The organism is Paenibacillus sp. sg306046, from assembly GCF_059821225.1.
This window is the reverse complement of sequence record NZ_JCAMRT010000012.1, coordinates 34,974-57,006: the sequence shown is the minus strand read 5'-3', so window position 1 is coordinate 57,006 and position 22,033 is coordinate 34,974. Positions and strand designations below refer to the sequence as shown.

Annotated in this window: 17 protein-coding genes; 1 reads left to right on the top strand and 16 read right to left on the bottom strand. The window is 59.6% G+C overall.

Annotation, left to right across the window (positions count from 1 at the left end):
- The first annotated feature begins 202 nt into the window (after nt 1-202).
- On the top strand, nt 203-1,192 hold the full coding sequence (locus AC6ROY_RS13905; RefSeq protein ID WP_500101253.1) for a M23 family metallopeptidase: 990 nt from the start codon (nt 203-205) through the stop codon (nt 1,190-1,192).
- A 21-nt stretch (nt 1,193-1,213) separates the two neighbouring features.
- Here the strand turns inward: AC6ROY_RS13905 and AC6ROY_RS13900 are convergent, their stop codons facing one another.
- The 16 genes from AC6ROY_RS13900 to AC6ROY_RS13825 form a co-directional block, all read right to left on the bottom strand.
- Complete coding sequence (locus AC6ROY_RS13900) at nt 1,214-2,689, bottom strand: phytoene desaturase family protein (protein WP_500101126.1); 1,476 nt, start codon at nt 2,687-2,689, stop codon at nt 1,214-1,216.
- The gene (locus tag AC6ROY_RS13895) at nt 2,686-4,029 is read right to left on the bottom strand and encodes a glycosyltransferase family 2 protein (RefSeq protein ID WP_500101125.1); all 1,344 of its coding nucleotides are present in this window, start codon (nt 4,027-4,029) and stop codon (nt 2,686-2,688) included. Before AC6ROY_RS13895 ends, AC6ROY_RS13900 begins: the two co-directional genes overlap by 4 nt.
- Nucleotides 4,005-4,760, bottom strand: coding sequence for a lysophospholipid acyltransferase family protein (locus tag AC6ROY_RS13890; protein ID WP_500101124.1), 756 nt, complete (start codon nt 4,758-4,760; stop codon nt 4,005-4,007). The genes AC6ROY_RS13895 and AC6ROY_RS13890 overlap by 25 nt, the downstream gene beginning before the upstream one ends.
- The gene (locus AC6ROY_RS13885; RefSeq protein ID WP_500101123.1) at nt 4,729-5,448 is read right to left on the bottom strand and encodes a carotenoid biosynthesis protein; all 720 of its coding nucleotides are present in this window, start codon (nt 5,446-5,448) and stop codon (nt 4,729-4,731) included. The genes AC6ROY_RS13890 and AC6ROY_RS13885 overlap by 32 nt, the downstream gene beginning before the upstream one ends.
- Nucleotides 5,448-6,323 (bottom strand): phytoene/squalene synthase family protein, encoded by an 876-nt coding sequence (locus AC6ROY_RS13880; RefSeq protein ID WP_500101121.1) that lies wholly within the window; start codon nt 6,321-6,323, stop codon nt 5,448-5,450. Before AC6ROY_RS13880 ends, AC6ROY_RS13885 begins: the two co-directional genes overlap by 1 nt.
- A gap of 8 nt (nt 6,324-6,331) precedes the next feature.
- On the bottom strand, nt 6,332-7,774 hold the full coding sequence (locus tag AC6ROY_RS13875) for a phytoene desaturase family protein (protein WP_500101120.1): 1,443 nt from the start codon (nt 7,772-7,774) through the stop codon (nt 6,332-6,334).
- A complete protein-coding gene (locus AC6ROY_RS13870; RefSeq protein WP_500101119.1) occupies nt 7,765-9,315 on the bottom strand; it encodes a phytoene desaturase family protein in 1,551 nt (516 codons plus the stop codon). Before AC6ROY_RS13870 ends, AC6ROY_RS13875 begins: the two co-directional genes overlap by 10 nt.
- A gap of 215 nt (nt 9,316-9,530) precedes the next feature.
- A complete protein-coding gene (locus AC6ROY_RS13865; RefSeq protein WP_500101118.1) occupies nt 9,531-9,890 on the bottom strand; it encodes an ArsR/SmtB family transcription factor in 360 nt (119 codons plus the stop codon).
- Between the two features lie 55 nt (nt 9,891-9,945).
- Nucleotides 9,946-11,205, bottom strand: a complete 1,260-nt coding sequence (locus tag AC6ROY_RS13860) for a DUF445 domain-containing protein (RefSeq protein WP_500101116.1) — start codon at nt 11,203-11,205, stop codon at nt 9,946-9,948.
- Between the two features lie 421 nt (nt 11,206-11,626).
- Nucleotides 11,627-12,427, bottom strand: a complete 801-nt coding sequence (locus tag AC6ROY_RS13855; RefSeq protein ID WP_500101115.1) for an alpha/beta hydrolase — start codon at nt 12,425-12,427, stop codon at nt 11,627-11,629.
- Between the two features lie 272 nt (nt 12,428-12,699).
- Complete coding sequence (locus AC6ROY_RS13850; protein WP_500101114.1) at nt 12,700-14,439, bottom strand: hypothetical protein; 1,740 nt, start codon at nt 14,437-14,439, stop codon at nt 12,700-12,702.
- Between the two features lie 18 nt (nt 14,440-14,457).
- The gene (locus tag AC6ROY_RS13845; RefSeq protein WP_500101113.1) at nt 14,458-15,753 is read right to left on the bottom strand and encodes an efflux RND transporter periplasmic adaptor subunit; all 1,296 of its coding nucleotides are present in this window, start codon (nt 15,751-15,753) and stop codon (nt 14,458-14,460) included.
- 56 nt (nt 15,754-15,809) lie between these two features.
- Nucleotides 15,810-18,923: an efflux RND transporter permease subunit gene (locus tag AC6ROY_RS13840; protein ID WP_500101112.1), complete on the bottom strand. Its 3,114-nt coding sequence runs from the start codon at nt 18,921-18,923 to the stop codon at nt 15,810-15,812.
- A 334-nt stretch (nt 18,924-19,257) separates the two neighbouring features.
- The gene (locus AC6ROY_RS13835) at nt 19,258-20,634 is read right to left on the bottom strand and encodes a HAMP domain-containing sensor histidine kinase (RefSeq protein WP_500101111.1); all 1,377 of its coding nucleotides are present in this window, start codon (nt 20,632-20,634) and stop codon (nt 19,258-19,260) included.
- Nucleotides 20,631-21,308: a response regulator transcription factor gene (locus AC6ROY_RS13830; protein WP_500101110.1), complete on the bottom strand. Its 678-nt coding sequence runs from the start codon at nt 21,306-21,308 to the stop codon at nt 20,631-20,633. Before AC6ROY_RS13830 ends, AC6ROY_RS13835 begins: the two co-directional genes overlap by 4 nt.
- A 174-nt stretch (nt 21,309-21,482) precedes the next feature.
- Nucleotides 21,483-22,022 carry a chromate transporter gene (locus tag AC6ROY_RS13825; RefSeq protein WP_500101109.1) on the bottom strand — a complete coding sequence of 180 codons (540 nt, stop codon included), beginning with the start codon at nt 22,020-22,022 and terminating at the stop codon, nt 21,483-21,485.
- Nucleotides 22,023-22,033 lie beyond the last annotated feature (11 nt).

Here is a 22,033-nt window from a genome sequence, read left to right as displayed (position 1 = left end):
GAGGAGAGCAATTCTCATGACAAGTTCCTTGACAAAAGTTTCCTCGATCTGGCTGTGCAGTACGCTGCTAGCCGCCTTAATCAACGGCGAATCGCCGGTGTATGCGCACCAGACAGCTGTTCACGGCGTTTCAGTGAAAGGATCGCTGACCATCGCGGCGGTCCAGCCAGAGACAGGTCACAGAGCGGCCACAGGCGTCGCTATGCCGAAAAAAATGTTGGCCGCAAAGCTGGCTTCGATCGGAGCGCCTGCCTCCCCCAAGGACAAGCCGTCGGTTCCGATGAAGGTCGCCTTTGCGGAGCGCAAGGCTTTGTTTGACCAAGTGAGTGCGCTGACCGGTATTCCCTGGCATACGCTGGCGGCGATTGATCAGTATGAACGGACGTTGAATTTGGCTAAAAAAAATGCTGTTCCCGACGGCTTAATCGCGGTAACGTTCACTGACCTGCAGTGGGGCGGCATTCTGAATCCGGATCACGAGGACCAAAACAAAGCAAGCATCGCTTACTTTGGCGGTCTTGGGCAGGACGGCTCCGGCGATGGACTGGCGGACCGGACGAACGAGCTGGACAGGCTGTACACGATGGCAAGCGTGCTGCTGCGGCAAGGAAGCTCGCATGAGGACATCCGGATCGCCCTTTGGAACCATTACCATAACGCGCGCGGCGTGCAGCGGATCGAGCAGTTTTCGGCGATTTATGCCGCCTATGGCACATTAGATTTGCATGAGCACTGCTTTGTGCTGCCCTTGAGCGCCGATTATTCCTACCGCAGCACCTGGGGAGCAAGCCGAGGCTGGGGCGGCTACCGGATTCATGAAGGAACCGACCTGTTCGCCGGACATGGCGTCCCGGTTCGCAGCGCCACGTACGGCATCGTCGAGGTGATGGGCTGGAATCCGTACGGAGGCTGGCGGATCGGCATTCGCGATTTAAACAATGTGTACCATTATTACGCTCACCTGTCCGGCTTCAATAAAAAAGAAGTCACGCTCGGGACCATCGTCAAGCCTGGGCAAGTTGTCGGTTGGGTCGGCAGCTCCGGCTACGGAAAGCCGGGCACAAGCGGCAAATTTCCGCCTCATCTGCACTATGGGCTGTATCGGGACAACGGACTGACCGACTGGTCGTTCGACCCTTACCCGCATCTGCGCAAATGGGAACGCGAAGAAGGCATGCGCCGGCGCAAATAGCCCGGTCATGCCTGTTCTTCATCATCTCTGCTGCATAACCGCTTCCGCCACCAGCTGCCCGGACAACGTGACAAGCGGCGTGCCTCCGCCAGGGTGGGTCGTGCCGCCGACGAACCAGAGACCGTCCAGACTGCCGCGATTGGACGGCCGGGCAAACGTTTGCCTCGCCGAATTGGAGGAAATGCCGTAGATTGCCCCGCGATACGCCGATGTATCCAGACGCAGCTGCTCCGGCGTGTAGCTCACCAGCACGTCGGCCTGCCCGTCCGCCAGTCCGGCAATGCCATACTCGGCCAGCTTGGCCAACAGCCGCGCCTGGTAGCGTTCCGCCTCGCCTTCCCAGCTCCATTGCTCCGACGTGTATGGCGCATTCGCCAAAATAAACAGGTTGCTGCCCCCGTCCGGGGCCATTCCTTGCTCCGAGCAGCCGGAGTGGCAAATATAAATTGCCGGATCAGACGCCGCCTGCCGACGAGTGAAAATATCCGTGAACTCACTTCCGTATTGCTTCGGGAAAAACACCGTATGATGCAGCAGCTCATCATACGTCCGCCTGACGCCGGCCAGTGTCACAAAGCCGGACAACGAAGGCTCGTAAGCCGCGATCCGGCGGTTTTGCATAAGCGGCCGCTCGCTCTCCGGCAGCAGGTCGCGGTTGATCGACAGCACATCGCCGTTGGCAATCACAAGGTCGGCGGCATAGTCGCCGTGATCCGTCTCCACACCGGTAACGCGCCCGCCGCGGGAACAGATCCGGTTCACACGCACCGAAGTACGGACGACCGCGCCCAGCTCCTCTGCCAGCCGCCGGAATGCGGCCGCCAGCTCATACGTGCCCCCGCGAATCCCGTAGACGCCAAGCGTCGCCTCCAGATGAGGCAGCATCGCGAAGATCGCAGGCGCCTGCATCGGCGCGGAGCCGACGTACGTCGCATAGCGTCCGAACAAGGCCAGCGTATACGGATGACGGAAATAACGGCGCAGCAGCTGGTCCAACGTTTGCAGCGGCCGAATACGCAGCAAGGCGGCGAGCAGCCGCCAGTCCGCCTTGTCCCGCCATGACACGAGCAGACGGTTCATAAACCAGCGGTCAGCCAAGCCGTACAGACGGGCCGATTCCTTCATAAACGCGCCGTATTGCCGGGCGTCCTCCGGACTATATGCCGCAATTTGCTGCTCCATGCAGGTCGCATCGGCACATAAATCGACGATTGTTCCGTTGGCAAACCGATTGCGCGTACCCGGCTCCAGCCGGTACAACGACACATAATCGTCCATTCGGCGGCCCACGCGCGTAAATACATCGGCAAACACCTGCGGCATCGTAATCGTGCTCGGGCCGCGGTCAAACCGGTAGCCGCCCAGCTCGATACGCTGGAGCTTGCCGCCGGGAGCGGCCTGCTGCTCCAGCACCGTGACGTCATACCCTGCATGAGCGAGCCGGATCGCCGCCGACAAACCGCCCAGTCCCGCACCGATGATAACGACCCGCTTCATGAATAACGCCTCCCCTTCCATTCGTAGCCGCCCCCGCCGGCCGCCGCCCGCCAGGAAGCAAGCGCAATCGCCGCTAGCAGCCCAATGCTGACCGGCAGGCACAAGGACAACCAGCCAGGCTGCCCGCCATGCCGGTCGATGACCAGCTTGATCAACAAGCCGAGCAGCCAGCCGAGCAAGCCGGGCAGGAGTATCGCACGCCAACCGGCTCCATGATCGGCCATATGTCCCGGCGGCCAGCCGAATAGGAGCTCGGTCACGACCGCCAGCCAACCGGCCTCGAAACCGGCATGGCCAGCCAGCCAGCCGGCTGCCGCCAGCAGCAGCGCCGCAGGCGGCAGCATGTACAGCAGCGCATAAACGGTCAGCATCAGCGCCAGCAGCGGAACGCTGCGCCCGATGCCTGCGTACACATTTTTTTTGTAGCCGTTCCATACGCCGGCCGCATTCTGATACATCCGCATATGCACATGAGCGCGCACATCGGCCAAAGTCACCGGCAGCCCGGCCCGTTTGACGGCGCGGGCCAGCTGCATATCATCGACCAGATGCGCCTTGAAGGCCGCATGGCCGCCAATCGCCCGGTAGCTGTCCGCCGCGATCAGCAGAAACGCCCCATGCGCCGCGACAAATCGCTCGTCGCCCGACCCGCGCACCAGCGCAATCGGCAGGTGGCAGGCGATCGAGAACCCCATCATCGGCACAATCAGCCGCTCCAGCCACGTTCCGGTTTCCTGCTGCGGGAACCCGGTTATAAGACCGCTGCCCTGCGCCAGCGCCGTATCCAGCGCAGCGGCCAGCGCTCCCGGCTGCAGCCGGGCATCCGCATCCAGAAACAGCCACCACTCGCCCTGCGCCGCCTGCGCCAGCTGGTGGCAGGCATGCGATTTGCCGAGCCAGCCCGCAGGCAGCGGCGCGCCGTCCAGCACATGCAGCCGGCTATCCCCCGCCGCAGCTAACCGGGCAGCATCGCCCGTACCATCGGCGGAGCGATCGTCCAGCACCAGCACCTCCACCGAAGGCGAACGCTCGGCCAGTACCGAGCGCACGCAATCACCGATGCGGCCCGCCTCATCACGCGCCGGAATAAGCACAGACAGCCGCGGCCGCACCCTGCACGGCTCCACAGCATCGGCAGCCGCTCGATCTTCGGCAGTCTGCATGGCCCGGGCAGCCTTGGCGGCTTCTGTAATTCGCAAAGCCGTCCCGGCTTCCGCGCCGTCCAGCCATAACCGCCCCCGGCCCGAGCCGCCCAGTGCAGGCAGCTGCGACAAGTTCCACAGCACAAACAACAGCTGCAGCGCAAGTGCCGCAGCTATCGCCCAAAGAAAGATGTCCATCGGTCCACCGTCCTCTTCCATGCGTCAAATGCCTCATCCGTCGCCATGCCCGCCTGCAGCAGCGGCTCGAAGCCGGGCAGCCGTCCGCGCAGCCCGGCAATCGCCAGGCGACGATGCTCATCAAGCTGCTGCTCCAGCCCGCTGCGCAGCAGCTCGACAATCGCATCGCGCTCCAGCCGCTCCCAAGGGGCAGCGAGCGGATCTCCGCACCATAAGCTGACCTCCGCCTTCTGATGCAGCCCCAGCCCGTAATAAGCGGTCACCGGCTGCAGCACCGTCTCCGGCACGCGGCGGAGCAAGTAAGCAAGCCCGGACTGAAACCGCAGCGGACGCTCCTCCAGGTGATGGATGTCGCCTTGGGGAAACAGCCATAGTCCATGCCCTGCCCTGAGCAGCCCTTCCGCATAGCGGAGGGAAGCGAGCAAACCGCGCGAGGACGTTTTATCTACCGAAAACGCGCCGATTTTGCGAAAAAAGCGGTATTTGCGCAGCTGCCGCTCATCCATCATCATGTAATGCTCCCGCGCCGATGTGCGCTGTGTCGCATGGTAGACGACCATGCCGTCCCACCACGAGCTATGGTTCATCATGTACAGCACCGGACGTCCCGGCGGCGCAGGGTCCAGCTTCCCTTTTAACCGAAGGGCGTGAAAATGTCGCTTGAGCAAATAATGCTCGTTATAGCGCCTGAATATAGCATTAAACCACCTGCTTTTGTCGGAAGCGATCAAGCCTCAGTCCTCCCTCCGCAGCGAGCGTCCCCAGCACCGCAATGAGCAGCGGTATCGTCAGCCCCTCCTTCAGGCCGAGCAAGCCAAACATCAGCAGCATCAGCTGCATCAGGCGGATCGCTTCACGACGAACGGGCGGCGGCGTCTCCTTCAGCGGAAACAGCAGCGACACCACCGCCGAGATGATAAACCAGCTGATAAAATTGGTAGCCGGCACCCCATAGAAGCCGCCCTGCTCCGGCCAAATCCAAAACTGCCGGGCGAGCGCAACCGGATCAAGCACCAGATCGAGCAGCACGGTCCACAGACCTGTTTGCAGCGCGCGCAGCCAGCGGGAGCCGGCCGTCGAAGCAAGCACCGCACTTACGATGACGCCAACCCATGCAAAAGCAATCGTCAGCGGCACTCCGCCCAAGGCAAAGCCGAGCAGCGGGGTATACTGGTAGACGCCAAACGGCCAGCCGGTGGCGACGCCGATCCATTCCACAGCAAATGTCGCGCCGCCGACCAGGGCAATTCGCGGCCAGCGCGTCACCGGCGGCTCGCCGAGCTTGCTCTCAATCGTCAACGCATACAGCGCGAAAAAAACAAGAAAAAGGCCATTGGAAAACGAGAGCCAGGAAGGCACGCCAATCGTCAGCATCAGCAGCAGGCCAACCGCGTACCAGAAGAGAAACAGCGGGCGCATCAGACCGATACGGCGCTGGGCGCAATCGTTGCCGGGGCAGACGCATATTTTTTGGCGAGCGCCGTCATGATTTTCAGCTTGGCGAAGGAGCCGACGTACGCCCGCCGAGTAAAGACGAGGTAACCGCCCGTCTTGACTTCATCCAGAATCGCCGCATAAAAGCGGGCCGCCAGCTCGATGCAAAAGGCGCTGGTCGCCGGGTACGTCTCCAGCCGGGCCAGCCCGCGCTCGAACCAGCTTTGCGACAGCGCATCCAGCTCCCCGATCAGCGCCCGAAACCGTTCATCGACTACCCCTTCGCGGAAATGCCGCTCCGTATAGCCGTGACGCTGCAGCAGCTCCATGGGCAAATACCGCCGTCCGCGCGCGCGGTCCTCGCCCACATCGCGTACGATGTTGACGATTTGCATCGCCTTGCCAAGCCAAATGCCCGCCTCCACGACATCCGCATCCGGCGCGTCATGCAGCACAGGCAGCAGCATCTCGCCCACGGTTCCGGCGACCAGATAACAATAGTCCTCCAGCTGCTCCATCGTCTCATAACGCGTCAGCTCCAGGTCGCGCCGCTGGCCTTCCATCTGGCGCAGGAACGGGGCTTGCGTGACCGGAAAGGAGGCAAACAGCCAGCGCAGCGACGGCCAAATAAAATGGCCCTCCGCCTGGTCCAGCCGTCCAAACAGCGTCTGTAGTTCGTCAATCGTATAATGGGAGCGTTCAGGCTCATCGACCGCATCATCAATCATCCGGCAAAACGCATAGATGACATAAACCGCCTCCCGCCTCGGGCTTGGCAAGTAGCCGAAAGCTTTGTGAAACGTCGACGAGCCCTCGCGAATCATCGCTTCGCATTGCTCCAGGCAAACTGTAAGTTCCATCGGATGAGTCACTCCTTTAGCAGATGATGGGCCAGCATTTTGGCGCCTTGCATCACAATCGGGATACCCCCGCCCGGATGAACGGACGCGCCGACCGCATACAAGCCTTTGATCGGGTAAGGTGCCATTTGGGGACGGAAGACGGCAGACTGGCCAAGCGTCGGCGCAATGCCGAAGCTGCCTCCCTGGTACAAGCCGTCCGCCTGCGCCTCGCGCGGCGTCCGCACCTCCATCCAGCGAATCGCTTCGCGCAGCCCCGGAAATCCGCGCCGCTCCGCCTCGTCCAGCACCCGCTCGACCAGAGCGGGCGTCTCCCGCTCCCAGTCGACCGCATCATGCGGCGGAGCGGGAATCAGCACATACATCACGCTTTCGCCGGGAGGGGCGGCTTCCGAATCAACGGCTGTCGGGTAAAAGGTGTAAAAGGACGGATCAGCTGGCAGCTCCCCTTGCCGGAACATTCGGTTCAAGCTGGCCGCAAATTGCTCTGGTAAAAAAAATTGATGCGCCGTCGCTTCCGGCCATTGCCGGTTCAAGCCCAAATAAATAAGCACGCAGCCGGATGAAGGCTTGAAAGTCTTAGGCGGAGCCACCCCTTTCGGCAGCAGCCCGGCCAACCCCGGAAACTCTCCGTTATACACGACCGTATCATAACGCCGCTCTGTGCCGCCGGTTTCCTGCAAGCCATAGCAGCGCTTCCCGTCCAGCAGCACCCGCTCGACCGGCGTCCGCTTGCGGATGACGACGCCTCTTGCGGTCAGCTCGTCTTCCAGCACACGAACCAGCCCCGCATAGCCGCCCTTCAAATACCAGACGCCAAACGCATGCTCCGCATAAGGCAGCAGCGTGTACAGCCCTGGCGTCTGGAAGGGCGAGCCGCCGATATACAGCGTCTGCAAGGAGAATGCGTCGATCAGCTTCTCATGACGGAAGTAAGTGCCTGTGAAGTCGCGTACGCTCTGGTAAGCCTTCAGCTTCGTCAACAGCGCCGCATTTCTTACCGTGAAAAACTCCCGCTTGCGCAGAAACGGCCGATCAAGGAACGCTTCCTTCGCTTTCACAAAGGACCGCTCCATATCGCGCATATAGGCCTGAAAACCGTCCGCTTCGCCAGGAAACAACCGGTCCAGCTCGGCGAGCTGCCGCTCCCGGTCACGCCATTTATGAAACACCGTCCCGTCGGCATAATGAATCCGGTACAGCGGGTCGCATTCGATCAGCGGCAGCCGCGCGCGTTCAATGCCTGCTTCCTCCAAAATACCAAGCAGCGTTTCCGGCAGCAGCACAAGGGTCGGCCCCTGATCAATCCGGTAGCCCGAGCCTTCCTGGTAAGCGAGACGTCCTCCAAGCCGGTCCGACCGCTCATAGACGGTTACCTGCTTGCCCTGACGGCTTAGCAGCAAGGCCGCAGTCAAGCTGCCAATTCCTCCGCCAATAAACGCTATTTCCATGAGGAGGCCTCCTTGCCCGACCGCACGGTCGCGGTCCTGCTGACCGCGCGACGCCGCTCGGCCAAGTCCTGCTCCATCAGCAGGCCCGTGCTGATCCGCGCCGATTCGAAGATCGTCGGCAAGCCGCTGCCCGGGTGCGTGCCGCCCCCGACAAGCCAGCAGTTGCCCAGCTCCTCGAACCGGTTATGCGGGCGCAGCATCATCATTTGATCCAGCGTGTGCGCCAGATTAAAGGTCGCCCCCCGGTATACCCCGTGCGCGTCACGCCAGCCGAGCGGCGTAATAGACGCTTCCTGCTCGATCAGAGACGAGATGCCTCGCAGCTCCGGCTCCTGCTCCATCCGCCGCAGCATCGCATCGCGAAGCGGACCGTCCTGAGCCTCCCAGTCGATGTCTCCGGTCAGATTAGGCACCGGCATCAGCGCGTACAGCGCCGTTTTGCCTGGCGGAGCCAGCGTCGGATCAATGAAGCCCGGATTATGAATATAAATGGACGCATCCTGCGACAGCACCTTGTCGGACATCATTTCCCGCACATTGCGCCGATAGTCGGCAGAAAATAAAATCGTATGATGCGGCATCGTTATTTTTTTAGTGACGCCCAGATACAGCATGTAGGTCGAGCATGAATATTTTTTGCGCGCCAGACGCTCCGGGCTGTACTTCTTCAGCTCGCCCGGCGCAAACAAACTGTTCATCGCGGCTGCGAAATCGGCGTTAATGATCACATGATCCGCCTCCAGCTTGTCGCCGCTGTCCAGCTCAATGCCGACCGCCTGCCCGTTGCGGCTGAGCACCCGGCGCACTCCGCAAGACGTATGGATCAGACCCCCATACTCCTCGATCACCTCGGCCATCGCCGCGCAAATCCGGTTGACGCCGCCGACGGGATGAAATAATCCGTATTTATGCTCCAGGTACGACAAGATCGTGAACGTCCCCGGACATTCCCAGGGCGACATGCCCAAATATTTCGCTTGAAACGTAAAGGCAAACTTCAACCGCTCGTCGGTAAAATAACGCGACAGCCGCCCGTATACCGTATCCAGCGCGTTCAGCTTCGGCAGCGCCGCCGCCACATCGCGAGCGATATAATCGGTCAGCCGGCTGAACGGCCGCTGCAGCAAAGGCGACACCCGGCGAAACTTCTCGCCTTCCTCCTTCATAAACCGCAGGTATCCCTGGCCGTTGCCCGGAAATAAAGCTTCGATCCGCTCCACCATCTCCTCCGTCCGGCGCGTGGGGGAGAAGTGAACATCGCCGAACTGCAGCCGGTACAGCGGGTCCAGCTCGATCAGCTCCACATAATCGCTCAAGCGCCGGTCCACAGAGGCAAACAGCTCCTCCAGCACATACGGCATCATGTAAAAGGTCGGGCCGCGATCGAACGCATAGTCGCCGAGCTGCACACGCGAGGTGCGGCCGCCGACATATGCCTGTTTCTCATAAACGGATACCCGGTAGCCTTGGCCCGCTAGCAGCATAGCGGCCGCCAGCCCGCCCGGACCCGCTCCAATGACAGCAATATTGCCCTTGCCCATGTCGCTTCTCCTCGCTTCTTCATTGTATAACCCCAATAATATACCGAAGGGTTAATTATTGCAATAATTATCTGACCGTTCGGTTAATTATTGCTGCGGCTGCCCTTTGAAAGGAGCTATTGGACAAAAAGCAGAGCCCCGTCGTTCAAGCACAAGATGTGCTTACCCACAAAAAGCCCGCCTGAATCAGCCAGGCGGGCAATTTTTGCAATCCATTACGCGTGCTTCATATGCTGAAGCATCTGGACAAATATTTGTTCGATATGCTCATCGTCGAGCGAATAATAAACAGTCTTGCCGACCTTCCGCCGCTTGACAATCCGCAAATTCCGCAAATAACGCAGCTGATGCGATACCGCCGATTGGCCCATATCGAGCACCTGCGTCAAATCATGCACACATAGCTCCTGCTGCAGCAGCGTATGAATGATTTTCACCCGTGTCGGGTCGCCGAGCGCCTTGAAGATGTCCGCCAGCCCCGCTGCCGTCGATTCGTTGATCAGATTTTCCTTCAGCTCAGACAGCTGAATCGTGCCTTCACAGGCCTCGCATTGATCCTCCAGCACATTGCTCACGCAACCACCGCCCCTTCCCGCTTCTGCACTTAGTATACCAGAAACTTCTGCGCGCTTATACGAGCGCCCGGATTCCGAACAGCACCAGTCCGATCAGGAAGCCGCAAATGGCGCCATTCACCCGAATCCACTGCAAATCCTGACCAATCTTATCCTCCATCAGCGCGATGAGGGTGGCGTTGTCGAACTTGTCTACATTTTCATGAATCAGCTTGCCGATCAGATGGTGGTTGCCCCCGATCCACTGCGTCAGCCCGGAGCGGATCACCGTTTCCAGCTGCCGCATCATAGCCGCATCCGCCCGCAGCTTCTGCAGCGCGTTCGTCAGAAACGGCGCCAGGTATTCATCGGCAAACCGCTCCTCACGGACAAACGAAGCAAGGCGGGTCCGAATATCCTCCAGCACCTGAGCCGCTTTGGCTGTCAGATCCAGCCCGTCCAGCATATCATGCTTCCACTTCTCCAGCCCTTCGCGCTGCTCCTCCGTCTGACCGAGCGCCCAGATCGCCTTCCGCAGCTCACTGATCACCCAGCGGCGGTTGCCGTCCTGATCGCTTTTCAGCCTGACGATTTCCCGCAGCAGCTGCTCCTGAATGATGCCGCCCAGCTTCTCTTCATTCACAAACCCGGCGAACGCATTCATCGCAAACGACATAAATCCGCCCGTATTCATCTGCGATACGGCATTGACGGCCATCGTACCCAGCCGGTTGCGCGTATCGGTGCGGCTGACAAGGTCGTAGGTCAGATCGAGCAGCCCGTTCAGCGCCTTCTCATCATAGCCATGCTCAATCACATGACTGACCCCGGCTTGCAGCAGCCGCGATACGTCCAGTTCTCCGGCATGCTTGCGAATTTCGCGGTCGGCCAGCTTGGCCGCTTCCTCCCACGGCACCTGCTCCAGCACCGTTTCGATCAGCCGGATCAGCGCTTCCCGCGCCTGCGGCGTGCCGATTTGACGCTCCAGCAGCTGCAGCAGCGGCTCGGCGATTTGCAGCGTTTCCAGCTTGGCCGTCAAGCTTTCCTTGCTCAGCAGCTCATTTTGTACGGTCGATACTAACGCGCTTGTGACACGCTGCCGGTTTTTCGGCAGCAGCGCAGTATGCGGAATCGGAATGCCCAGCGGATGCCGGAATAAAGCCGTCACGGCAAACCAGTCCGCCAGCCCGCCGACGAGTCCGGCCTCGAACCCGCTTTGCAGAAACCGGACCCATGGAACGGTAGCCGCCCATGGAATGGTCGCGATAAATCCGGCCAACATCAATATTAAGGAAATCACCGCAGTATTTCCCGCTTTTCCTTTCTTGCTACTCATGCCTGTCCCTCCCGCTTGCTGCGCTCTGTTGTCTGAGGTTGCTCCTATTGGTAGGATACCACGTTTTCATGTCTCACAGCCAGCCGCTCACGCCCGGTCAAGACTGAGCCGGTGCGTCTATCCTGACGCTGGCTCTGCCCCGGTGCGGACGTTGCGTTTCTCCGGCCACGGCTCCGTCCTGGTATAGATGTTGTAACCTTCTGCCGCTGCCCTCCCGGGTACAGACATTGCGTCTCTCCTACCGGTACAGACGCGGCAAAGGCGGCTGAGCCTGAGCCCGCCGCCTTCGCCTTTTGTCCGCGCTTCACCTGCGCTTGTGACCGATGTGTCTTACCTGCGCTGCCGCCGCCCCGATCGGACCAAAGGCCGCCCGAATACGCCGGAGTGTTGCGCCCCGGAAGCCGGAGCCTCCGGCTTGTCCCTAGAAGCCGCGGTTGCGCAGCCACCGCTCGCACGCGGCAGCCCAAGGCTCCGCGTACGGATGCTCAGGAGCCATGCCAAGTCCATGGTGGCCGCTTTCATAGCTGTGCAGCTCAAACGGCACGCCGTTGCGGCGCAGCGCGGCTGCGTACAACAGCGCATTTTCCACCGGCACCGAAGCGTCATCCGACGTATGCCAGATGAACGCAGGCGAGGTGTCCGGCTTGACCTGCAGCTCCAGACTAAGCGCCTGCACCAGTTCCGGCGAAGCATCGTCGCCGACCAGATTTTGCTTGGAGCCCTGGTGGCCGAACTCGGGCAGCAGGCTGATCACCGGGTAGCATAAAATCGCGAGGTCAGGACGGGAGGATTGACTTGCATACGGGTCGGCGCTCTCCGCGTCGCCCGGCTCAAACAATACGCTGGCCGATGCCGCAAGATGGCCGCCCGCCGAAAAGCCAAGGATGCCGATCCGGCCAGGGTCGATCCCCCATGCCTCGGCGTTGGCCCGCACAATCCGGATCGCCTGCCGGGCATCGGACAGCGGCGCAGGATGCTTGGACGGCGCAACCCGGTAGTCCAGCACAAAAGCCGAAACGCCGATCCCGTTCAGCCATTCCGCAACAGGACCGCCCTCATGCGCCGCACGACGCACATACCCGCCTCCCGGACAAACGATGACCGCGGGATGACGCTGCCCCTGCTCCGCAGGCAGCAGGTAAGGGGTAAGCGTCGGCTGCTCCTCCTGCACATCAGCTTGCCGGTGCGGCAGCTCGCCCGGCCATACATGCATGACAGACATTGACCATTTCTCCTCTCGAAATAAACCGCAGGTATAAAGAATAGCGGAATACGCGGATACGCAAGCTCGCGGCTCCGCCCACACATTTGTCCATTATACCACACCGATTTCGGCATAGCGCATGATTTGCAGCCAGCGAGAAAACGCGCCGCGCCGCGTCTCCCGCTCAGTCAAGCCAACAATGCGTCCAAGCCCCCTGTTGCATGGAGCCTGGACGCATTCTCTTGCCGCTGCCGGATGCCGAGCTGCAGACTGGCCGCCGGATGTTTGTCCTATTTCAGCGTTTTGATCAAACGCTTGGAGGTGCCTCCAGGCAAATCCACGGCTTCATATACCCGAATCGTCACATTGGAATCAAGCTGCTCGCTTTTGATATTGCTGAAGGTAAGCGACTGCCGGCCGCTGATCAGCTTGTTCGTTCCGGCAAACGGCGCCTCCAGCGAATCCAGCACGCGTCCCATGCTGTCCACCGCCTCGAAGCGCAGCCTGGACGAGCTGTCATCCACGACGACATCATCCGCTTGGGTGATCGTCAGATCGAGCATAATTTTATACGTATACGTAAACGTCTGGCCGATAAACATCGACGAGATCGAATAGTCGTTAAATCCGACCTCGAACGGATAAATCAGCAGCTGCTTCGCCTGCTCCGGGCTGTCCACGGCCTGATCAACCGGCATCCGCAACGCTGCTGCAACGCTCGTATAAGGCGCGGTGGACTTGCTGTCCAGCAGCTTCAAGGTGAACGCCTCCGCCTGCTCGGATTTGGGCACCTGGAAGGAATAGTTCACGATATAACTCAGGCCCGGGTTCAGCTGAGCCGCAACTTTAGCTTGCCGGGTGCCCGCATAAGCCGCTCCGCCGGTCCCTACCAGCTCCGCCCCGAAGGACGGCAGCGCAACAGGCGCGGCGCCGGTATTCGTCAGCTTGAACTTGCCGACCGCCGTCTGATAGCCGAGATCAGGGTTTTCATTCACATGAAGCTCCATCAGCGACACAGAGGTTTGACCGTCCACCAGCTTCGATACCGGATCAAATGTAATTCGGCTGCCTGGCGTATACGCGACAGGCAGCGGCTCGCCTTGACCGTCCGCCGGCAACGACAGCGTCAGCTTGCCCGTATCAATACGCACAGCGTCTCCGCCTCCCTTGGGCGCAAACAAATCGGTCGTAACCGCCGTCAGCTGAGTCAGCACAGCGCCCGTCTCCAGCGGAATGACATAGTGCAGGTAAGCCTGCTCGCCCGCTTCAAGCACAACCGGCGTCTGCTCTGCGGCCGATCCTTTGTAAGTCTTGTGCGCGTCCGCTCCGTCCAGCCGGAAAACCGGCGCCGTTTCTCTGCCTGAGCCGGGATTGTCCGCCAGTAAGGTCACAAGCGCTGCCTGCCCTTGCTCCGTATGCTGAATGGAAAATTGGGTCGGCGTATAACGCAGCCCCGAATTTACGCCCGGCAGCGTAAACGGCTCGCCCCATAGCTGCACCGGCAGCGGGGAAACCGCCGCCTGCGCCGCAGCCGATCCGTACCAGACCGGTCCCGCAGGCATTTCCAGTAACAGCGTCTCCTGCTTCGGATACACATACTCATTGACCTTTATCCATGACAGATGATCCGCACGAAACACGTCCTTGCTGTCCACGGTTGCCACATAGACCAGCTCGGCGATTTCCTTCGGCTGCAGCGCCGTCTTGTTGGACGCGCTCGGCTGCAGCACGTAAGCTATCCCGTCTGTGCCGTACAAACGAAGCTCATGCTCCGGCACACGCGTTTGCACCGCGCCTCCATTATAGAGACGGACTGTCGCGGCCAGCCGAAGACCTTGCGCCGTCGGCTCGATGGCAACGCTTTTCACGGCCGCGCGCACGTCGGCGGTCAAGCCGTAGTTAACCGGCGCGGCCGCGGCAGCCGCAGTTGGGACAGGCTGGAGGTCAGCCGCCAGAGCGGCTGCGCCGCCCTGAATGACCAGCGCTCCGACGACAAGGGCAGTGACGCCCGTTTTCCAAGATTGGTTCATGAAGATACGCTCCTCGCTTTATTTGGAGTTAGATGCTGCTGCCTGTGCAGGCGCTGTCTGCGACTCGCCAACCTTCTGCCCGTCCTTCAACGTATGCTGGCCGGTGACGACCAGCGGCTCGCCTTCCTTCAGGCCATCCAGCACCTCCTGGTAAGCCCCGTTGATTCTGCCCAGCTTGACCGCCCGCTTCACATACTGCTCGCCCTGCTGCACGAACAGAAACGTCCCCGCTTCCTCGCGGATCAGGCTCAACGTCGGCACCGCCACAACCTGCTGCTCGTCCTCGGAGGTCAGCTCAACCGTGACCCGCTGCCCCGGCTGCAGCTCGCCTGCCGTATTCGCGACCTCCAGCTCCAGCGTATACGTCTTGCTGGTGCTGCTCATGACCGGAGCCAAATATACAACGGCCGCCTTTCTCTTCTGCTCCGGCGCTTCCGGCGCGAAGTAGACCAGCTCCTGCTTGTTTTTCACCAGCAAGTAGTTCGCCTCGGACAGCTCCGCCTTGATCCGGATCGGGTCGATCTGCTGCAGCTGGCCCAGTCTGGCTCCAGCTGACACGCTTTGCCCGGCGATTACATTAAAATCGGTCAGCACGCCGCTGATCGGAGCCGTCAGCGTGTAATGCTCCATCGAGCGGGCGGCATCCTCAAGAGCCAGCTTCGCAGTCTCCGCCTGCGTTTCGAAGGAAGCAATCGAATTGGAATTGTCATTCGCCGCCAGCTTGCTGCGCGCCGCATCCAGATTCATCTGCGCGCTGTCAACCTGCTGCTCGCTCTGCTGCACCTGCCGGTCGGTCGCCTTGCCCGCGTCAAAATCATTCCGCTGCTTCGCCAGCTCCTCCTGCGCGTTGCGCAGCGCCGTTTCGGAGCGAGTCACAGCATCCGCGAGGTCTTGCCGGCCGTTGACTTTGTCATCCTTTGCCTTCTGCAGCGACTCGCGCGCGCTTTGCAGCGACAGCTCGCTTCTGCGCAGAGCCGACTGGGCATCCCGATTGTCGATCCGTAAAATCGCCTCTCCCTTCTCGACATACTGTCCGCGCTGCTTGAGCACCTCGGTCACTTCGCCGCTTGCCTTCGGCGCGACATCAATCGTATGCTGCGACGCAACCTCCGCCACCTGTCCCACCGGCTGGCCGATGCTCCGCTTGACGACAGGCTCCGTATTTACAGCCCGCACTTGCAGCTGGGCTTCAGCCGCCCCTTGGCCGCCCCCGACCGAGCAGCCCGCCGCGACAACCGATAACACCGTTGCCGTCAGCATGATTCCCAGCAACCGGCTCTTTGTCCGCTTGGTTTCCGTACTCATCCTCTTCATCCCATTGGCCTCCTCTGAAAAGCTTCTCTATCTAAGCGCCCCTGTCGCAATTCCCATTAAGCTTCGACCGGCTTCGGCAGCTGCCCGGATGGTGTCGAACGACGTCCGAACCGGCGGGCAATGCGGGCTTTCATCCCTTCGATCAGCTCATACACAACCGGTACGACTACCAGCGTCAGCACCGTGGACGTCGCGAGCCCTCCGATGACGACGACGCCAAGCCCTTTACCAATCAAGCCGCCCTCCCCGGACAAGCCAAGCGCAAGCGGCACAAGCGCCATAATCGTAGCGCCAGCGGTCATAATGATCGGACGCAGGCGGACAAGCCCCGCTTCGATCAGCGCCTGCCGAACGGTGTAGCCTTCCTCGCGCAGCTGCTGCGCCCGGTCGATCAGCACGATCGCATTCGTCACAACGATACCGATCAGCATCATAAACCCGATCATCGACGTAATGTTCAGCGCCTCGCCGGATATGACCAGACCAAGCAAACCGCCGATCGCCGCAAGCGGCAGCGAAAACAAAATGGCAAACGGAGCGCTCGCATTGCCGAAGGCCAGTACCATAACCAAATAAACGACTAACACCGCAACCCCCATCGCCAGAAACAGCTGCGAGAAGCTTTCATTGATATCCGCCGACACGCCCTTCACCTCGCGGGAAACGCCGTCCGGCAGCTGCACCTGCGCAAGCGCTGCTGTCACTTTCGCGCTGACGCCGCTTTTGTTCTCGGCGTTGATTTTCGCTGTGACACTGACCAGCTGCTGCTGGGCCTCACGGGACAGCGCAGCCGCCGATTGCTTTTCATGCACCGTGGCGATGTCCCGCAAATAAACAGTAGCCCCGCTCGCGCTGGTCAGCGGAATTTGCCCCAGCTTCTCCAGCGTGTCCTTATCCGACTTGTCCAGCGATACGGTTGTTGTATAGGTGACGTTGTCCAGCTTGAGATCCCCGAGGCTCTGCTTCTGAATCCAGACGCGGGCCGTATCGCGTACGGCAGCGGCATTTAAGCCGTAGCTGCGGGCTTTCCGCGGATCAACCGCAATTTCCACCTCGGTCTTGGCGTCGCTCAAATTATCCTCAATTTCGGAAAGCTCGGGGAAGCTTTGCAGCTGCTGCTTGATCATCGCGGCTGCCTGCTCCAGCAATTGCTGATCCTCCCCCTTGAGCGAATACGAGAAATCGGTCGAGGAGACGCCGAGATCGCCGCCGATCGCGTGGTCCGTCACCTCGGAGCCTTGCGGCAGCTCTGCGATCAGAAATGCTTTAATTTTCTCCTTCGTCTGCGCAACGTCCACCTGCTCATTCAGCTCGACATAAATTTGCGACGCATACGGCGTACGCTCATCATCATTGCCGCTGTAGCCGACCAGGCCCTCCACAAACGTAAACAGCGCCTGTCCCTTGCTGTCCTTCGCTTCCATCAGCAGCTGCTCCAGCTCCTTCGTTTTCTCATCCGTCGCTTCGAAGGACGTTTCGTAAGGCAGCTTCAAACCGAAATACATCGTTCGCGATGCGTCCCCGCTAGGCAGAAACGACACATTTAACGCCGGAATCGTTACGCCCAGAGTCAAGACAAACAGCAGCCCGGAAATAAGCAAGGTTTTGATCCGGTTGGCCAGCGACCATTGGAGCACTGTGCCATAAAATCGGCCCATCCATCCATGATTGGCTTCATCGTGGGCAGGAGACGGCTTGACGTTACGAAGCACCATCAGCTTTGCCAGCATCGGAATGACCGTCAGCGCCACGACCAGCGAAGCGAGCAAGGCGCAGGCTAGCGTGAGCGCAAATGGGCGGAAGAAGCCGCCGACGATCCCGCTAACCATACCCAGCGGCGCAAATACGCCAACTGTAGCAAGTGTCGACGAGGTGATCGCCATCGCCACCTGCTTCGTTGCCAGCAAAATGACCGATTCGTTTCGCTTCTGCGCTTTCTCAAGCGACGCATAAATGTTCTCGATAACGACGATAGAATCGTCAACAACCCGGCCGACCGCGATAAACATCCCGCCGAGCGTCATCGTGTTGAGGGTAAGATCCAGCTGCCACATCAGCAGCAAGGTGATCAAGATCGACAACGGAATCGACACAAGCACAATCAGCGTCATCCGGATATTGCGGAGGAAGATCAAAATCATCAGCGACGCCAGCAGCGCCCCGACAACCCCTTCCTTCAGCAAGCCGTTGATCGACTCCTTGATCTGATCGGCGCTGTCAAAGGTGCTTTTAAATTTCACATTGGGCAGCGTCTTATGCCAGCCCTCCACCTTCGCTTCCAGCTCGGCGGAAAATTCAACCGCATTGGCGCTGTCCGCCTTGTACAAAATAAGCGCAATGGCCGGCTTGCCATCCAGCCGCCCGACAAAGTCAGATTCCGTGATCGCATTAACGCGAGCCAGCTGGGACAGCCTGACGATATCCCCCTTGGGTGTCGTCAGCTCCAATTGCTCCAGCTCATACAGGCTGGTGATGTCGCCGGTCACGCGCGCCATCTTGTCGTTGCCGCTCAGCGTAACGCTGCCGATCGGACTTTTCGTGACAGCCGAGCTGATCGCATTGCTGACCTGCGACGGCGAAAGCCCGAACGAAGCAAGCGCTCCGGCATCCAGCTCGATGTCCAGACTCGTATCGCGGGCGCCGACGACATCCATATGGTCGATTCCCTTCAAGCCTGCAAGCCCCGGCTCAATCGTATCCTTGAAGGCTTTGTCCAGCTCCGTCTGGCTCATCCCGTTTTCCGCATAGGCGACCAGATAGTTCGAGGCTACCGAAGCCATACCGAAGGTGGACGCTTTCGGCGTCCCCGCCGAAGCAGGCAGGCTGACCTCGGTAAGCAGGCTTTCGACATCCTGCTTTTTCTTGTCGGTATCCACGCCTTGCTTGAACATGATAATGACTGTTGAATTGTTGTCGCTGGAGGTCGAGGTCATCGAGTCGATATCCTCCATATTGGCCAGCTTTTCTTCAATCGGCGCCGTAATTTCATCCATGACGTCCTTCGGCGACGCCGCATATTGCGTCATGACAACGACAACCGGGAACGATACGTCCGGCATATTTTCCACCTTCAGCCGGTTGGCCGCATAAATGCCGCTCCCGAATAAAAGCAGCATAATGATGAATAATGCCGATACATTTTTCATGGAAAACTGGGTCATTCGGTTCATTCGCGCACTCCCCTCGTCCGATAAGTAAATCTTTGTTCTCTGCGGTCTCCAGCACACTATACATGGGGAATATGAACTACATATGAACAAATCAAAACAACATCAGAAAAGCTTCCGGTCGAAGCACCTTCGATGATGCTACATTCGTGGTTTAGCGGCTACTTTTCTTGCGTTTATAGAATCGTTCAGCTCCGCTGAAGACGAATATTCTATAATCCAAAAAAAAGCAGCCTTCCCAAGGAAAGGCTGCTGCATGACGGCTTGCGCCGGGTCGTATTGTCTATGAATGGTTGAAGCAGCGGTCGCCCACAGCTCGGACGGCGGTCACCAGCATTCAGTGCCTGGTGGGAATCGCCAAGGCGCTGGGCAGCGTGACGATCATCGTCGTTCCTTGACCGGGCGCGCTTTCCGCCACAACGGTCCCGTGATGCAGATCGACAATTTTGCGGACGATGGCCAGGCCCAGTCCGTTGCCTCCCTTTAGGCGCTCGCGGGATTTGTCGGCTTTGTAAAACCTTTCGAAAATATGCTCCAGCTCTTCAGGCGTCATGCCGATGCCCGTATCCCGGATAATCACCTGCACCCGATCCGTCAGCGCCTCCAGCCGCAGCTCGATAGAGCCGCCCTCCGGCGTAAACTTCACCGCATTCGCGAATAAATTAATCCACACCTGATTCAACTGATCCTCGTCGCCGATCAGCATCACGCGCGGCAGGTGCAATTCAAGCTCAAGCGACTTCGCTGACCAAAGAGGCTCCAAGCCGACCACGACGCGGCGCAGCTGCTCGTCCAGCTTAACCGGAGCCGGATGAAAGGGATGATGCTCACTGTCCAGCGAAGCTAGCTTGAGCAGGTTTTCGCTCAATCGGGACAGCCGCTCCGCTTCCGTCTCGATAATGGACAAGTATTGATTCCGTTCCTCAACAGACATATTCGGGTTGCGCACAAGCTTCGAAAAGCCGGAAATTGACGTCAGCGGCGATTGAATTTCATGGGACACATTCGACATGAAATCCTGCCTCATCTGCTCCAGCTGCTGCAGCTCCGCGGCCATGTGATCGAAGCTGCGCGCCAGCTCGCCCAGCTCGTCCTTGCGCTTGCGCAAGCTGAGCTGGATATTGAAATCTCCCCTAGCGATGCGGCGGGTCGCCAGGGTCATCCGCTTGAGCGGCTGCACCAGATAGCGGGCGGCGATTACGATGCACAGGCTGCCCGAAGCAAGCGCAATCAGCAGCGTGGTGAGCAAAATTTTGCGCAAGCCCGACGGCTCATTCTGCTGCGAGCTTTGAATAAACAGTCCGTACGTTCCTTGCTCCGTATAAACAGGCGTTCCATAAACCCGATCTGGCGGCTGAATGGCCCCGTTATAATAGGTCAACCCACGGCTGACCTGATCCATCGCCTCGCGGGAGATAAGCAGCGGATTATTCCGTTCGGCGCCGTAATGCTGCAGCGTCCCGGAAGGCTCTACAATCGTGAGCTTCAAGTTCGAAACCGTATGCAGCTCCTGCAAAAACGGCCCCCACTTGTCGGGACGCACCTGCCGCAGCGCGGTGGACAGATCGGAAGCCGCATCATTGAACTGCTTGCGGATAAACAAGTCGAAGCCTTCGCCATACTGCGCAAGGATCGTGAAGAACGCCGTTGCGAGCCCCAGGATGACCGACAGCAAAAACGTCAGCACAATCCGCAAATAAAGCGACCGGATCATGGCGCAGCCTCCAGCTTATACCCCAAGCCGCGAATGGTGCGGATCAGAAAGCCTGCGCCGTGCTCGGGGAGGCGGTCGCGCAAGCGCTTGACATGGACGTCTACCGTACGCTCGTCCCCGTCGTAGTCCATGCCCCAGATTTGCTCGATCAGCTGGTTGCGGGTAAAGATCTGATTCGGATAGGAAGCCAGCTTAAACAGCAGCTCAAATTCCTTGAGCGGCAGCTCCAGACGGATGCCGCAGCATACCGCCTCATACTGGCTCCGGTTCATCTCCAGCTCGCCGAGCCGGACCGTCTGCGACGCGCTGATCCGGTAACGCTTGAGCAGCGCCCTGACCCGCATCACCAGCTCCATCGGATCAAACGGCTTGACCATATAATCATCCGTCCCGAGCTTGAACCCGTGGACCTTGTCAGCCGACTCGGCCCGGGCCGTAACCATCAGCAGCGGCAGATCGGCGTCATAGCGGCGAATTTCCTGGCAGAGCTGCCATCCGTCCATATGCGGCATCATAATATCCATCACAACGAGATCAATCGCGACATTTTCGAGCAATTGCAGCGCTTCCTGCCCATGCCGGGCTTCCGTTACCGCGAAGCCTTCGCCCGTCAAGGCAGCCTTGACCAATTGGCGAATAAACGGATCGTCGTCAACAACGAGAATGTGGCTCATGTGGGTGAAATCTCCTCTACATCAATCAGGGTACCGGCTTGAAATGCCGGTACCCTGATCATAATGGAGCGACGGATGATTATGCAAACAGCCTAGCAGCTAACGCGCCCTATTTAGTTTCAAGCAGCGGATTATCTGTAGACGCGGCTTGCCCATACACGCCTCAGACAGCATTTAGCTGAAAAAAGCAATGCCTAGCAATCCCGACACAACCAGCACAGCAGCCGGGTGCATCTTGTACCGCAGCATGCCGAGCACGCCCACGACCGTAATCACCACGCCGCCGAGCACTGGCCAGCTCCACAGCCCGCTTTCTCCCGAGGAGTCGACGCCATACCGCAGCGCCGCATAAGCGATTAGACCGGTTACGACCGGCCGGAGGCCGTAAAAGGCCGCCTTGACCCGTTCATGCTGGTGAAATTTCAGAAAAAACGTAGCGATCAGCACCACGATCAGCAAGGAAGGAAGCACCATTCCGATGGTGGCCGCGAACGCGCCGGACGCCCCAGCCGTTTTGTACCCGATCAAGGTAGCGCTGTTCGTAGCGATCGGTCCGGGAGCCATGCCGGCCAACGCGACCGCTTCCGTAAACGCCTTGTCGCTCAGCCAGCCGTGTTGGTTCACTTCATGCTGAATCACGGGCAGCATTGCGTAACCGCCGCCGAATGACATCAGGCCAATTTTAAAAAAAGTAAAAAATAAGCTCCACAGCATCTGCCATCCCC

Bases quoted from the DNA above. Each gene is read 5' to 3' on its own strand.
- AC6ROY_RS13905 (WP_500101253.1), top strand. From the start codon at position 203: ATGCCGAAAAAAATGTTGGCCGCAAAGCTGGCTTCGATCGGAGCGCCT.
- AC6ROY_RS13900 (WP_500101126.1), bottom strand. From the start codon at position 2,689: ATGAAGCGGGTCGTTATCATCGGTGCGGGACTGGGCGGTTTGTCGGCG.
- AC6ROY_RS13895 (WP_500101125.1), bottom strand. From the start codon at position 4,029: ATGGACATCTTTCTTTGGGCGATAGCTGCGGCACTTGCGCTGCAGCTG.
- AC6ROY_RS13885 (WP_500101123.1), bottom strand. From the start codon at position 5,448: ATGCGCCCGCTGTTTCTCTTCTGGTACGCGGTTGGCCTGCTGCTGATG.
- AC6ROY_RS13880 (WP_500101121.1), bottom strand. From the start codon at position 6,323: ATGGAACTTACAGTTTGCCTGGAGCAATGCGAAGCGATGATTCGCGAG.
- AC6ROY_RS13875 (WP_500101120.1), bottom strand. From the start codon at position 7,774: ATGGAAATAGCGTTTATTGGCGGAGGAATTGGCAGCTTGACTGCGGCC.
- AC6ROY_RS13870 (WP_500101119.1), bottom strand. From the start codon at position 9,315: ATGGGCAAGGGCAATATTGCTGTCATTGGAGCGGGTCCGGGCGGGCTG.
- AC6ROY_RS13860 (WP_500101116.1), bottom strand. From the start codon at position 11,205: ATGAGTAGCAAGAAAGGAAAAGCGGGAAATACTGCGGTGATTTCCTTA.
- AC6ROY_RS13855 (WP_500101115.1), bottom strand. From the start codon at position 12,427: ATGTCTGTCATGCATGTATGGCCGGGCGAGCTGCCGCACCGGCAAGCT.
- AC6ROY_RS13850 (WP_500101114.1), bottom strand. From the start codon at position 14,439: ATGAACCAATCTTGGAAAACGGGCGTCACTGCCCTTGTCGTCGGAGCG.
- AC6ROY_RS13845 (WP_500101113.1), bottom strand. From the start codon at position 15,753: ATGAAGAGGATGAGTACGGAAACCAAGCGGACAAAGAGCCGGTTGCTG.
- AC6ROY_RS13840 (WP_500101112.1), bottom strand. From the start codon at position 18,923: ATGAACCGAATGACCCAGTTTTCCATGAAAAATGTATCGGCATTATTC.
- AC6ROY_RS13835 (WP_500101111.1), bottom strand. From the start codon at position 20,634: ATGATCCGGTCGCTTTATTTGCGGATTGTGCTGACGTTTTTGCTGTCG.
- AC6ROY_RS13830 (WP_500101110.1), bottom strand. From the start codon at position 21,308: ATGAGCCACATTCTCGTTGTTGACGACGATCCGTTTATTCGCCAATTG.
- AC6ROY_RS13825 (WP_500101109.1), bottom strand. From the start codon at position 22,022: ATGCTGTGGAGCTTATTTTTTACTTTTTTTAAAATTGGCCTGATGTCA.